At 37.8% G+C, this 14112-nt stretch carries 16 protein-coding genes; 7 read left to right on the top strand and 9 right to left on the bottom strand.

From position 1 onward, the window contains the following. Nucleotides 1-53 precede the first annotated feature (53 nt). The gene (locus NSQ59_RS03760) at nt 54-2414 is read right to left on the bottom strand and encodes a bifunctional YncE family protein/alkaline phosphatase family protein (protein ID WP_340829362.1); all 2361 of its coding nucleotides are present in this window, start codon (nt 2412-2414) and stop codon (nt 54-56) included. Between the two features lie 383 nt (nt 2415-2797). On the opposite strand from NSQ59_RS03760, the gene NSQ59_RS03755 reads away from it, so the two are divergent. Next, a complete protein-coding gene (locus tag NSQ59_RS03755; protein ID WP_055738326.1) occupies nt 2798-2995 on the top strand; it encodes a DUF3951 domain-containing protein in 198 nt (65 codons plus the stop codon). Nucleotides 2996-3042: 47 nt separating this feature from the next. Then, entirely contained in the window at nt 3043-3480 is a 438-nt protein-coding gene (locus tag NSQ59_RS03750; RefSeq protein WP_055738325.1) for an SRPBCC family protein, read from the top strand. 761 nt (nt 3481-4241) lie between these two features. Here the strand turns inward: NSQ59_RS03750 and NSQ59_RS03745 are convergent. The 7 genes from NSQ59_RS03745 to NSQ59_RS03715 form a co-directional block, all read right to left on the bottom strand. Further along, nucleotides 4242-4697, bottom strand: coding sequence for a GNAT family N-acetyltransferase (locus NSQ59_RS03745; protein WP_340829357.1), 456 nt, complete (start codon nt 4695-4697; stop codon nt 4242-4244). A gap of 18 nt (nt 4698-4715) precedes the next feature. Next, a complete protein-coding gene (locus NSQ59_RS03740; protein ID WP_340829355.1) occupies nt 4716-5144 on the bottom strand; it encodes a VOC family protein in 429 nt (142 codons plus the stop codon). Nucleotides 5145-5197: 53 nt separating this feature from the next. Next, complete coding sequence (locus NSQ59_RS03735; RefSeq protein ID WP_321198671.1) at nt 5198-5641, bottom strand: NUDIX hydrolase; 444 nt, start codon at nt 5639-5641, stop codon at nt 5198-5200. A 33-nt stretch (nt 5642-5674) separates the two neighbouring features. Further along, nucleotides 5675-6370 (bottom strand): Type 1 glutamine amidotransferase-like domain-containing protein, encoded by a 696-nt coding sequence (locus tag NSQ59_RS03730; protein WP_126649309.1) that lies wholly within the window; start codon nt 6368-6370, stop codon nt 5675-5677. Further along, the gene (locus NSQ59_RS03725) at nt 6367-7035 is read right to left on the bottom strand and encodes an HAD hydrolase-like protein (protein ID WP_340829350.1); all 669 of its coding nucleotides are present in this window, start codon (nt 7033-7035) and stop codon (nt 6367-6369) included. The genes NSQ59_RS03730 and NSQ59_RS03725 overlap by 4 nt, the downstream gene beginning before the upstream one ends. Nucleotides 7036-7049: 14 nt before the next feature. Continuing rightward, a complete protein-coding gene (locus tag NSQ59_RS03720) occupies nt 7050-7622 on the bottom strand; it encodes a nucleotidyltransferase family protein (RefSeq protein ID WP_340829347.1) in 573 nt (190 codons plus the stop codon). A gap of 71 nt (nt 7623-7693) precedes the next feature. Continuing rightward, complete coding sequence (locus NSQ59_RS03715; RefSeq protein WP_340829346.1) at nt 7694-8413, bottom strand: class I SAM-dependent methyltransferase; 720 nt, start codon at nt 8411-8413, stop codon at nt 7694-7696. A gap of 299 nt (nt 8414-8712) precedes the next feature. On the opposite strand from NSQ59_RS03715, the gene NSQ59_RS03710 reads away from it, so the two are divergent. From NSQ59_RS03710 to NSQ59_RS03700, 3 genes are all read left to right on the top strand, one after another. Then, entirely contained in the window at nt 8713-9342 is a 630-nt protein-coding gene (locus NSQ59_RS03710; RefSeq protein ID WP_340829344.1) for a class I SAM-dependent methyltransferase, read from the top strand. Nucleotides 9343-9473: 131 nt separating this feature from the next. Then, a complete protein-coding gene (locus NSQ59_RS03705) occupies nt 9474-10307 on the top strand; it encodes a UDP-3-O-acyl-N-acetylglucosamine deacetylase (protein WP_055738316.1) in 834 nt (277 codons plus the stop codon). A 37-nt stretch (nt 10308-10344) separates the two neighbouring features. Then, nucleotides 10345-11028 (top strand): WbqC family protein, encoded by a 684-nt coding sequence (locus NSQ59_RS03700; RefSeq protein ID WP_055738315.1) that lies wholly within the window; start codon nt 10345-10347, stop codon nt 11026-11028. 135 nt (nt 11029-11163) lie between these two features. Here NSQ59_RS03700 and NSQ59_RS03695 read toward each other — a convergent pair whose 3' ends face one another. Further along, the gene (locus NSQ59_RS03695) at nt 11164-11637 is read right to left on the bottom strand and encodes a GNAT family N-acetyltransferase (RefSeq protein WP_055738314.1); all 474 of its coding nucleotides are present in this window, start codon (nt 11635-11637) and stop codon (nt 11164-11166) included. A gap of 209 nt (nt 11638-11846) precedes the next feature. Here NSQ59_RS03695 and NSQ59_RS03690 point away from each other — a divergent pair, with 209 nt between their 5' ends. Next, nucleotides 11847-12320 (top strand): MarR family transcriptional regulator, encoded by a 474-nt coding sequence (locus NSQ59_RS03690; RefSeq protein WP_055738313.1) that lies wholly within the window; start codon nt 11847-11849, stop codon nt 12318-12320. A 225-nt stretch (nt 12321-12545) separates the two neighbouring features. After that, the gene (locus NSQ59_RS03685) at nt 12546-14054 is read left to right on the top strand and encodes an MDR family MFS transporter (RefSeq protein WP_340829337.1); all 1509 of its coding nucleotides are present in this window, start codon (nt 12546-12548) and stop codon (nt 14052-14054) included. The last annotated feature ends 58 nt before the right edge of the window (nt 14055-14112 follow it).

Raw genomic sequence — 14112 nt, 5'->3', positions numbered from 1 at the left:
TTCTCCTCTCTATGTACGGATAGAGCCCCCGAGACAGGAGGCTCCCTACTAGATTATTTATGTTTGTTTTTCGGATACGGTTTGCCTTTCATTGTCTTTTCCCACAATACTTGGTTTAACTGATCCTCATTGGCGTGGTCTGCTCCGGAGAAATCCAGTTTGGCGGAAATTTGTGCTCCCGGTGTGTTGCTTCCGTTCTTTTCCTCCAATGAAGTACGCGGTTCTTCATATTGATAAGCAGTAAAATCAGGCTTATGTGTAAAGGCATTGTACATTGGAATACTTGATGCATCGTATTGGGACATCGGCTTCATTCCAAGGATTAATTCCATCGTACGAATCATCGAAGTTGTATCATAGAATGTACTATCTAATTTACCTGTTTGCGTATAAGGGCTAATGACCAACGCTTCCGTACGGTGAGCGTCAACATGATCCCAGCCGTTTTGTGCGTCGTCCTCGGTAATGAAAATAGCTGTGTCTTTCCAATATTTCGAGTGACTGACCGCATCCACAAGCTTTCCGACAGCAGCGTCATTTTGGGCAACCATCGCTTCCGGTGTTAATTTCCCGACTTTCGTTCCCTGTGTATGGTCATTGCCTAGTCGAACAATCTGCAGCTGTGGCAGGTTATCATTTTTCACAAATTCGTTGAATTCCCTTTTCCACTCTGCTTGTCGATCCAAATCGGAGATATCTAGATTATATCCGGGAAAGGCTGGATCAAAGTTGTCACCAATACTAGGATCTGTTGCCACCCATTGATTTTTTGCCTTGTCGAAGTTAATGAATTCACCATAATCGCGGAACGATACACCTGAACGCTGTGCATTATTCCATAGGAACCCAGCTTTCGGATAAGCAGCTTCATTGTCCCCTTCAAAATCATATGCCCGTTTTCGGCTGGAGTAGTTCGCCATCCAGTTCTTTTCTGTATAATCATTTGCTTTTGCAGCTGTAGCCCAGTTATGACCTTGAGCACTGATCTCGGCATCTGCATAAAAATTGTCGAACGTCACAAATTGATTTGCGAGCTTATGAAGATTTGGAGTAATTTTTTCACCGAAACTAGTTAAGCTAGGATCCCCATTTCCCTTTCCTAAATCACCAAACACCTGGTCATATGTACGATTCTCTTTGATGATATATATCACGTGTTTAATTGGTGATTTTCCTTCTGGGTTCATCGGAATGGGATTATTACCTGTTCTTTTCCCTTCTCCTTTATCCGTTAAGTTACTATATACCTGTTTTGTATATTGATTTAACTCATGCTCATTTGGTGAGTCGAAAACAGACAGTGTCCCTTCGATCATACTGCCGATATACTGACCTTGATCATTTGGTCCTGCCCCTAATCCTTTTGCATTCGTAACCATTACTTTATCCTTGTTCAGGTAAACGCCTGTAGGATACCATGCGGTTGGAATAAGTCCTTTTATTTTTGCTTTTTTCGAAAACAGATCAATCATAACTACATCATTGTTGCCTGCATTGGCGACATATAAGGTTTTTCCGTCTTTTGAAACCGTTAAGGCATCTGGCTGACTTCCAGTAGGAGATTGATTAAATGGCTTAACGGAAAGGGTCTGTACAACTTGTAGCGATTTTGAATCAATGATAGAGATGGAATCATCATCTGAATTAGAAATGTAAATATCCCCTGTTACCGGATTTTCCGCAATGGCATTCGGATGCAGCTCAGTCGGAATTGTTTTCTTTACTTCCATTGTTTCAGGATTCAGGAGTGTAACACTGCTTTCCCCCCAATTGCTGACGTACAATGACTTTCCATCCTTTGATAGAAAAGCAGTATATGGGTTCTTTCCAATGGAAACCGTTTGAACAATTTTTTGAGTTCCAAGATCAATTTTGGAAACGGAATGGTCTAAATTATTCGCTACATACAGATATGCACCATCCGGTGATACGGAAAGTCCAGCAGGATAGAAATTGCTATTTTTACTGTCTTTTAACAGGATGGCTGGTTTTTCGGATAATTGCCCATCCGTAAAAGTAAATTGACGGATCTTATTATTTCCTCCGGCTGACGCATACAATGTTTTCCCATCAGGACTAAATGCAACCCCCAAATATAAAGCCTCCGGAGATTTATATTCGATTGTCTGAACCACTTTATTCGTATTGGTATCGATTACCTGAAGAGATTGTGTTCCTTGACCATCATTTGAAATAACTAAATACCTTCCATCTGGGCTTAAAGCTCCACCCATTGGAAAATTTCCTAATGTAATTTGCTGGCCGGCGGGTGTCAGGGCGGTATTATACGGAGTAAAACCAGTATTCTCACCCACGGGTCCGGCTGTTCTGTTCAAGTTCATTGCAGCATAAGTAGAACCAGTTGTAATCATAAGAGCAGCAACAGCAGCAGTAATTGCAGTTTTTCTTTTCATTCCAACTCTCCCCTTCATTTATTTTTGTCTTACAAATAAAATGTTAGGAGAAATATATGAATATAATGTTTTGTTAAAGTTAAGAAAATAATAAGAATTTTGCGAAAATAGTCCTGTTCCTTTTGGCTTTTATTTTGTCTGTGTTTTAACAAAAATAAGAGAAAAGGAGGATTTACTTCACTAGATTTTAAGCGTTTTTTTATTATTCTATGATTATGTTCTTAGAAGGAGTTGAAATGGATGATTGTGGTCAAAATATGTAGAGAGTAATTAGTCCTAAAGCACAATAAATAATGTTTAAAAAATATTCCATACCAAGAGAGCAGGAATATAGTGAGTTTTACAGAATAAAATAATAAAATCCTATAAGGGGAGGTTCGGATTTGGGATATTTTTTTATACTAATCATTATTGTGGTAATTGGGGTTGTTTGCTTTCGATTTTTCAAAAGAAAATCAGCACCTTCCAACCAGTATACCCCTTACGATGATATAACTGTCGGGAAAAAGATAGAGATTAAAAGAGATAGCCCGCTTCATGACACCAAACACCAAATCGAATATGAAGAGAAAGATGTTTGAACTGTATTAACAAAGGGATTACAAAAAGATAAGAAGGATGATGAAAAATGAACAATCTTACCAAAATGAAAATTTTAAAACCTGCACATGATGTATTCGAGGCTTTCGCAGATCCTTCGAAAATCAAAAATTTCTGGTGGTCATCCAGCTCCGAAAGATGGGAACAGGGAAAAGCCATCACGCTTACATACGATGAGTACGATGCACAATTGGAAATAAAAATTGCAGAGGTAGATCCAGATAAAAAAATTGTTTTCTTATGGGGTGCACCAGGAGCCGAAAATGTGGTTACGATTTCGCTCAAAGAGCTAGATAGCTCTACTACTATTATTGAAGTGAACGAGGATGGTTTTAAGAGCGATGATCCTGAGCTACTTTATAAAATGATCGACAATAAAGAGGGCTGGGTTTACATGCTTACCTGTTTAAAAGGGTATTTAGAGCATGGTATAAATACATTGCGTGGCGGTTTAGTGAAGGATTAATCATTAAAAAAGCAGGGGATTTTGCTAAGTAGTTCGGTTCAGAGGTAATAGCAAGCAAATTAGCATATAAATCTGCTTGCTTTTTTTACTAAGTTTTAATATTGAAAATAGCATCAGATTTAGCACTGGATTTAACAAGTGGGCAATAGCCATTGGTCACACTATAAAATATGTCTTAAAAGCATTGCAAACTGTGTAATCAATTTATTAGATGTATCTAGTGAAATGAGGGTTTCTGTTAGGGGCAGGTCAAGTACATGATCTAATAAATAGACGGAAAAATTCCGCTTAATTCGTAATTATTATTATAAAAGGCATAAATAGACGGAGAGATTCCGCTTATTGTCTCGAAAAATGTATAATTAGGAGATTTTGCTTTGCATAATCGGAAAATCTCCCCTTATTTACCCCAAAAAGAGCTCCATTCTTCATTTAACGGAAGTATCTCCGCTTATTTTACTTTGTCTTGTTGCTCGTTTAAGAACAAGACATCTTATTTAAAAATAAGTGAGGTTTTTAACAGTGACGTTCTTTAGCAAAAATTGATTTGTCTTTGTGTTAGTTGAAAACTAGTCATTTGATTAAAAAAACATTGAATATTAAACCATATATTTCGGAGTTACAGGAACGGAAAAAATATTTTTTTGCACTTTTGACGATAGATGAATTATTAGAAATTCAGGAAAACTATTAAGAATAATGGCCCTTACGTTTTCTATTAATCATGTAATTTTTGCAGAGGAAGGGCCATATATGGATCCTTAACTTATTTCATAAAACAACCACGGAGAGATTTCCCCGCCCATCTTATTATATAGCGACTGCGCTGCCACATTATCCTTTGCCGTCTCCCAAGTCATAGAGCAAAAGCCATTTTCACGTATGTAATCAAGGCAATGTTGAAATAACTTTTCCCCCACCTTTTTCCCTCTGATATCCGTGTTTACAAACAAATCGTTTAATACTGCTTGCCTCTTTACCCTTAATGTACTAAATGTAAAATACAAAGTGGCAAATCCGACTAACCCGCCATCCAGCTCTGCAACAAATTGCTGCCCGCTGGCAGGATTTTTTAACAAATGCTCTATTAAACCTTTAAGTTCGCCTTCATCTGGTCTCGGCTGTTTATAGAAATCTACAATATATTCGATCATTAATTGGTAGAGTTCAGGAATGTCTTGATGGGTGGCTTTTCTGATTAATACTTCTTGGCTCAATGTTTTTTCCCCCTTAAATTAAAAATCAATCATTGCTCCTCTTTCGTCAAAAACAGCGGTTGGATTCCAAGCAACCTCCCAAAGATTATTTTCGGGATCGGCAAAATAAGCAGTCCTGCCTCCCCAGAAGGCATCACTTGGTTCTCTTAGAATTTCCCCATTGGATTGTCTAATATTACTTATTACCTCATCAACTTGATCGGGCTTATCTACATTAATAGCAAGAGCAGCCCGAGAGTATGCCTGTGATGCTGAAATATTGACACCTGCATCTTTCGCCAGCTCCTCGATTGGGAATAACGAAAGTAAAACCCCTGCTGTTTTAAATACAGCATAATCATCCGAACTTACACTGGTTTCTTCCCAGCCCAAGCTCTTATAAAAAGCACGCAAATTCGGCAAATCAATAGCACCAATTGTAATTAAGCTAACACGTTGTGGAATCATATTATATCCTCCTCCCAATGCTCTTATTGTGGTTCATTTTGTATTCATATCATTCAGCACAACCCTAATGCATGCTGAATCGCCCAGCTTTGATGTTCATGAATAAGCCTTTCTATTGCCACTTCTATTTCTACCATTTCATAAACATGATCTTCTTCAATTGGTTCCATTATTTTTTCACCTAATTGGCATGTATAGAAATGTCCGATGCTTAAGTAATAGTCATTGTAGTGTTGAGAATAAAAATATCTCTGTGCTTTTCCGATGAATTCATTAACTTGAACATCACATCCCATTTCTTCTAATACCTCTCTTTTAAGGCAATCCACATCACTTTCATTGCCTTCCTTTCCTCCCCCAGGAAGAAAATAGCGGTCATGAATATTCACAACACCTACCTTTGTTCTATCCTCGTTAAAAATAATTCCGTAGCACCCTACTCTTGGTTGATACTCAATCGATTCTTCTTTTTCGCCAAACGTTAACATTGCAGGCATCTCATCACCTCGCTTTTAAAATATTGTTTCCGCTTAAGACCCTAAAAATTCTGTTTGTAATTCTCTTTCCACCACTGTGTTTTCAAGCAATACTTGATATGCTTTTGCGTTCGGTCTTGAACTGACAATTTTAGCAATATCCTGTTCGACAAAATGAATCGCTACTCCATCGTCCGCCGCTATCCCCGGTTTAATTTGAGTTGTTTCTATAAGTCTATGATAAGCCGGTCTTCTTTCCAGTTCTGCATCGTAATGAGGGCAATGACTTCCTTTCAGGAATCCAAGCGCTTCAATAGGTTCAAGCTCATCGCCATAGGAATCCGTTACTCCTTCTTCAAACCAGCAGATAGACCCTGCACTAATTCCTGCAAGTACAACCCCTTGATCCCACGCCTTTTTTAACATTTGATTTAAGCCCCATTCTTGCCAAAGAATCAACAAGTTCTTTGTATTCCCGCCGCCTACATAAATAATATCCTTAGACAATATAAAATCCTCCAAATCTCTTGTTGGCGGCTTGAATAGCGATAGATGGGAAGGCTTGCAATTATGCTGATTAAAAGCATCATAAAACCTATTAATATAGTTTTCTGCATCTCCACTCGCTGTCGGCAAAAAGCAGATAGAAGGAGTGGCTTTTCTCGATTGTTGTAAAACATATAAGTCTAGTAACGGATTTTCCGGTTCCATTGAAAACCCGCCACCGCCTAGTCCGATGATTTGTCTCATCGTGTTATCCCCTCTTCTTCTTTTATTATCTCGCTTATTTCCATTAAATCATCAATGATGAAATCAGCATGGGCAAGCTCATCCTCCTGGGCAAAATCAAACCGGCAGCCAATAGCATATAGACCATTGGATTTTGCTGCTTTTATATCCGATAACCGATCTCCCACGACGGCTCCTCTTTGAATCTTGTATTTTTCCAAAATCATCTGAACAAGATCTGATTTATCCTTCGATTTAATTTGTTGAATACTGAAAACTTCTTGAACCCAGTTATCCAGGTGATAGTATTTAACAATGGATTCCAAATAATTTGGCAACCCATTGCTGGCGATAAAAGTAGGGATATTTCTATTTTTTAAATAGGTAAATAACTCCTCCACACGGGGATACAAATCGCCGTTGCCGTTTTGTATGTTATAGATTAATTGATCGTGAAAAAACTCATTTGCCATTGTGCGAATTTCAGATGGATGGGTTGGTAAAAGGGTTTCCCAGACTACGGACAATGGGACACCCATAATCTGACGGTATTTTTCAATTGGAGTTTCCTTTTCCCATAGACCCTTTTGCCGCAGCTCTTGGAATGTTTCTTCCAGACTTATTTCTAAAATCTTATCCGTTTGAAAGAGAGTTCCATCCATATCAAATATCATAGAAAAATTCATCGTTCTGACCTCATTTATTTTGTAATATACGTTATGTTTATTTTATTCCAAATGGACTTCCAGTTCTTCTTCTTAATCCGTTCCTCGTATATCCATGCACGTTCCTTTGTTACCGTAAAAAATGGTGAAGGTTTCACTTGTAAATGAAGCACATCCTCCAGTCCACAAGGAGCAGTTAAAATAAGCTGATCCTCTTCATCTAATTTTAGCCCCAATGCCGTTGCCGTTTCGGGAAATTTCGATATTGCGTCAACGGAGGAGGAATACGGCGGGATATTATTCTTCACATGCATTCTCGCTTCATTTTTTACAGACCATGGAACATTAGGATGTAAATGTCTCAAACTTTCTTCTAATCCCTTTTCCTCGGATTCGTCCGTGTTTTTTTCATCGAAATAGATGACATCAACATCCGGAATTGGTGTTCTTTCCTCGAATCCATGGAGGGTATCCCAAATTTTCGAACGAACAAAGCCTGCACACACCCACCAATCTGGCAGATTCAGTGTTTTAGCAGTCCGCAGAATATCCATCATCCATTTATCTTCTCTTACAAGCTGCAGAATATCATTTTCAGTCTGAATCATTTTTTTACTCCCTTTGCATGATAAATTTAGTCCTTCTGTGTCCACGAGTGGTGTTAAACACCAGATTATCATTACTCTAATCCGGTACCTAACACACGTGCTTTTATGATCATGAAGTGTGGATTTTTCATGAGCTTTTCATACGTTTCGGGATTCTTCTTTTCGAACTCCTTTGTTGGTTGGGGCTCTATCAATTTCTCCAGTGAAAAATGGGCAAGTGTTTCATTTAATATAAGGTGCAGGGGACGGCGATAGAAAGTCACCTCAATGAACTTCCCTTGTCTTTTCCACTGATCGACAATGAATTCGGTAGAAAAATAGTCTTGGTTTTGCGACATATTGATATCCATAAATGGGTGGTGGACTGAAAATAGCAGGATTCCATCCGGTTTTAATATCCTTTTAAATTCTTGAAATGTCGGTCCCCAATCCTTCACATAATGAAGAACAAGCGAGCTGACGATAAAATCAAATGTATTGTCTTTAAAAGGAAGCTTATCTGCAAGATCCAGACAGAGAACTTCCGCTTGATCTCCAACTCTCCTTTTGGTGGCTGCGACCATTTCCGGGCTGAGATCGATTGCGGTAACGCTTGCACCTAGTTTAATAAATTGCTCCGTATACCACCCGGCTGCACAACCGGCATCGAGAATCATTTTCCCCTTAAGGTCTTGTGGCAGAAGGTTCATCATCGCTGGCCGCTCATAGTCAATATTGTACAATGCATGCTTATCCACACGATGCTCATAGTCGTAGGAAAGCTCATCATATGCTTTTTGTACTCGATTCATCATCATCCACCTTTCATAAAAACATAATCTTCACAATCTATAAAAACATTCTTTAGAAAAGGGCAATAATCCTTTTTTATTTAGATTATTATCTGATATGATCGGTAACCAGACAAATACAAGAAAGATCAAGAAGATAAGCCTTGTTTTTATACACACGCTCTATTCCGCCATTTTATCCAATATTTTTTGCTTGTTTGTCTATGTCGAAAAATCAGATATCAACATTTACTAATAGATGTAATCGTTATTCTATATAGCTTCATCCACATAATTAGAATTTTAAAGGAGGACATATCATGGATAAAGGTACTCATGATAAATTCAAAGCTTTCACTATAAAATTTTTTGAAACAAATAAGATTACGGACTCTTATAAGGACGTTCAATGGGGAAGTACAGAAAGCCAAAACATTAGATTTCAATATTTATGTAAATTGTTTGAGGAGGACCAAACGAAGGAAATTACTTTACTCGATGTTGGCTGTGGATTAGGGCACTTATATGATTTTATTTTAGAAAAAAATTACGATAATATTCGATACTCAGGATTAGACATTCAAAGGGATTTTATCGAATTTGCTAAGAAAAAGCACCCTGATGGTCATTTCATGAACAAATCTCTTTTTGAGCTCGAAACGGACCAACAATACGATTATCTAGTCGCTTCCGGAACTTTTAGTGTTACCGTTCCGAATGAGGACATGAAAAAGTTTCTAGAAGAAAGCGTAGAAAAAATGTTTACATTATGCAATAAAGGGATTGCCTTTAATTTACTAACCACTAAAATGCCCAGCGAATATATAGGAACAACGGAAACACATTTTGATCCAGTAGAAATTCTCGATATGTGTTTTAAACTCACTAACCGAATTAATGTATATCATTCCTACAAACCTAACGATTTCACCATATTGATGTATAAATAAAGCAGAACTTATGAAGGAAGTATGCCAAAATATATCATCAAAAAGTGCCTAATTTTAAAAGAATGATAGAAGTTTCCCCCTTGCTCTTTAAAAACCTATAAAAAGACTTTACTTTATTGAAGGTGATATAAGTGCAAAAAACGATTACATTTAATTCGGAAGTTTCGGGTATGGCAGTTAACGGAAAGTTTCCAGCAAAAGTGGTGTTCGAAGCAGCCGAACCCGACACAGGAATCGTTTTTATTCGCGATGATTTACCAGATAAACCTGAAATAGAATGTCGCTTTGAATATGCGGTAATGAATAAACGATGGTCGTCTTTAGAAAAGAATGGAATACGTATCGAACATACAGAGCATATTTTAGCAGCAATTTCTGGATTAGGAATTACGAATATACGTATTCACTTAAATAGCCCATATATACCAGTAGTATCAACATTTAGCAGCTGGGAATTTATAGTTGCCCTTCTAAAAGCTGCTCCCATTGCTCAATCTGTTCCTTTACAATATAAAGTGGTGAAAGAACCACTTTGGGTGCTGGACGATTTCGAAACAATGAACGGCAAACGATATGACTCCTTCCTTCTTGGACTTCCATCAGACCATTTTTCCATCACCTATTTTCTCCAATATCCGGAGGAACAAATCCCAACTCAAGTTGCTCATTTTTCCACCATCAATGATGAAAACTTTATTTCAGAGTTGGCAATAGCACGGTCTTTTATTTTGGATGAGGATTATGACCTTATGCTTCAATATTTCGGCAAAAATATCGACAATTGTTTATCCGTCCCCAGCGGTAATGCAACTTTGCGGTGGAGCAATGAAATTGCAAGACATAAAGTGTTGGATCTAGTAGGAGATTTGATGTTGATCGGGCAGCAAATAAAAGGGCATTTTATCGGTTTTCGAAGCGGACACAACATGAATATTAAGATGGTACGCTTATTAAGCAAAGCTTGATCTCCGTTGTTTTTAGTAAAGGAAGTGTTATTCATCCATGATTGTAGGAATTCATCAGCCAAATTATATCCCCTGGTTTGGCTTTTTTCATAAAATGCTCTCCAGTGATATCTTTGTCATTTTAGATGATGTATTGTGTTCCAATAAAGAAGAAAGAAGAAATGTAATAAAGGGCTCGAATGGAATGATTTCGTTAGCTATTCCTATATTAAATAAAAAAGCGCAAATAAAAGATATTGAGATGAATAATCAATTAGATTGGAAACATAGACATATTTACACTCTGCAAGGTTGCTATCAAAAAGCAGATTATTGGGAAAGTCTTTCTCCTTCTTTCATTGATATATACCAACACTCCGGCAATAAATTAATAGATTTCAACTTAGCGCTAATCGAATTAATCCGGGAGCACTTAGATATAAAGACACCAATGATACGCTCATCCGAAATGAGTGGAGTATACGGGGAGAAGAATACAAAAATTATTAGTATCTGTAAATCTCTAGGTGCTGAAATTTATTTATCAGGTTCAGGTGCAAAATCATACATGAACGAGGAGGCTTTTGAAGACAATCATATAAAAGTGGTTTATCAGCATTTTAACCATCCTGTCTATCCCCAACGGTGGGGAACGTTCATCCATAATTTATCTATAGTAGATTTATTATTTAATTGTGGTCCTAATGCAAAACAATATCTAGAAAAACAAATTATTGTGTGAAATGGTGGTAATTTGGCTTAGACGGCAACTTTTCATAAATAATGTCTATCCTACACCACTGCCATGAAAAATTACTCCATTTCCGTAAAAAAGACTAATCAAAAAATTAGTCTTTTACATAGCTTTCATTTTCCTTTAAGTTAATCGCTTAATAAATAAAACCCTGCTTCCTCCACGTCCATCATAGTCAGAATGAATGGAAACCCCCTCTATTATTGAATCACCCTCCTCTACTTCAAAACCCAAGCGCGTATGAAAATCGATAGAGGTTTTATTGATAGGAGAAGTTACACAGCGCACTGTATCACACCCCTTTTGTTTTACCGTTTCAAAAAATACCTCGTACAATTTCCTCGCAACCCCTGCTTTTCTGTAGTTCGGATGAACTCCTATGAAATGAATATAAGCTTCATTTCCATGTGTTTGGGAAAGGAAACCTACTAGAAATCCAATGATATTTCCATCTTCCTCCGCTATAAAACTAGTAGACTGAAAATGCACAAAAAATAATTTAGGAAGCATATCAGACATTTGTCTGCCGCCCCACCATTCATCAATAACGGAAATAACATTTTTATAATCTGAAGCTTGGAGCTTCCTTATTAGCATAATAAGTAACCTGCCTTTTTTATTTTTATTATATAAGGATTCTTTAAAATAAAGGAATTTCCTTCTATTTCATCCATTTATAAAGTATTTGGGATAAAAAATGTTTGACAATAAATCGACTCCTCCCCATAATTGTCTTAGTAACTAAGATAATTAGTAACTAAATCTTTTCAAAGTTGTTTTATCTTAAATCGAAAGATGGGATTTATGTGACAGAGGAATCATTACTTAAGGAGGAATTTATCCCTTCCCTGATTCAGGAATTGAGAAAATTTAGTACGGTAAATCTGTTCTTTATTGAAGGGATTGCTGCTAAGCTTCATCTAAATGCCACAGATTTGAAATGCAGAGACCTTCTTAATTATACAGGGCCTATTTCCGCTGGAAAGCTTGCTAAATTAACAAATTTGACTACAGGAGCGATTACAGGAGTGATAGATCGTTTGGAGAAAGTAGATCTTGTGGAGCGCAGGGAAGATCCCAATGATCGAAGACGTGTGATTATTCACCCACTAACACACCGTGCTTCCGAAATTCGCGAATTATTCAAACCGTTATCCAATTCTCTTTCCGAATTATTTAAGAAATACAATGAAGAAGAATTAAAACTAATACTAGATATTTTAGTTCAGTTCAATGAGATATATCCGCAAGAGACAAGAAAATTAACAAACGATGAATAAGAAAAGTGAAAGCGCCTTGCCCATCTGCGTACGGATTTCGTAGTCTTCGACTGAGATAAAGGAAACACGGTGAGGTAGTTCACGAGCCGATGTTGACTTATCGTAGGGAGAAGACGTAGAAATCCGCTAGCCGATAGGCGCTGTAGCTAGACCAAGACCAAACTGGTGAAATAATTTAAGTGCTAAAAACTTATAAAAGTTTATAGCATAAAAAGGGGGATTTCTATGGTTTCAAATGAAAGCAAAATAGGCTTTGTGGTAGCAGGCCTGCTTTTAGGAATATTAATGGGAGCAATGGACAATACGATTGTGGCAGCTTCCATGCCAACCATTGTTGGAGAGCTTGGCGGACTCGATAAGTTTATCTGGGTTACTTCCGCTTATTTAGTGGCAACCATGGCGAGTATGCCGATTTTCGGTAAATTATCCGATATGTATGGCAGAAAGCGATTTTTCATTTTCGGACTTATTATTTTTCTAGTAGGTTCTGCACTTTGCGGAACAGCGCAAAGCATTACTCAGCTAAGTATTTACCGTGCCATTCAAGGGATTGGCGGAGGTTCTTTAATGCCAATCGCATTTACCATTATTTTTGATATCTTTCCACCTGAAAAGCGCGGAAAAATGACTGGTTTATTCGGAGCTGTGTTTGGTCTGTCCAGTGTTGTAGGTCCATTACTAGGCGCGTATATTACAGATCAAATTGATTGGCGCTGGATCTTTTATATCAACTTGCCTTTAGGTGTCATTTCGTTATTTTTTATTATTCAATTTTATAAAGAAAATCTCAATCTTAAGAAGCTTAAAATCGATTGGATCGGAGCGATTACGCTTATTGGTGCCGTTGTCAGCTTAATGTTTGCGCTTGAGCTTGGCGGAAATCAATATGCATGGGGCTCTACTATGATAATTTCTCTATTTGTCATTTTTGCTGTCCTATTTGTCATTTTTCTTATTGTGGAGAGAAAAGTGGCGGAGCCAATCATTTCTTTTAGCCTCTTTAAAAGCCAATTATTTGCTGCAACACAAGGGGCCGCGTTTTTCTATGGTGCCGCTTTTATCATTACAACGGTAATGATTCCGATATTTGTTCAGTCGGTTTATGGCGGTTCCGCTACGAACTCAGGAGTTATTTTGATTCCAATGATGATTGGATCTGTTATAGGAAGCCAAGCGGGAGGACAATCCGTGAGGCGCTTTAGTTATCGTGGCATTATGCTTGTTTCCGTTGTTTTATTTTTTGCAGGGATGTTCCTCTTGAGTACAATCGATGTGAATACACCACGATATCTTCTGACCATTTTCATGGTTCTTACTGGTCTTGGAATGGGATTTAATTTCTCTTTATTGAGCATGGCTACACAGCATAATATTGAACCGCAAAGACGCGGCATTGCAACATCAACGAATAACTTTTTTAGAACGCTTGGCATGACTCTTGGTGTTACAATATTTGGGACGATTCAAAATCATCTTTTAAACAGCAAATTGCAGGATGCATTTGGTCAAATGAAAGGATTTGCTGGACATATGGATTCACGTGCTTTGCTATCTACGGATGCAAGAGCAAAAATTCCACCGGAAATCCTTCATAAAATCACCGGTGCAATGGCCCACTCCGTCTCTACCACTTTCGGTTGGGCACTAATTCCGATTGGCCTGGGGTTTGTCGCTATTCTATTAATGGGTAAAGAACGGCTGATGGCTCCCGGTAAAGGAAAAGGCGCAGCATAGGGTGTCAGGCACCACTCGTGGACATTTGGACGTTTTGTCCTTGAGTGGCGGACACAAC

This window comes from Margalitia sp. FSL K6-0131 (assembly GCF_038008735.1).
Lineage (GTDB): Bacteria > Bacillota > Bacilli > Bacillales > Bacillaceae_C > Margalitia > Margalitia shackletonii.
Note: the sequence above shows the minus strand (reverse complement) of the source record. Positions and strands in the feature narration are given on the sequence as shown.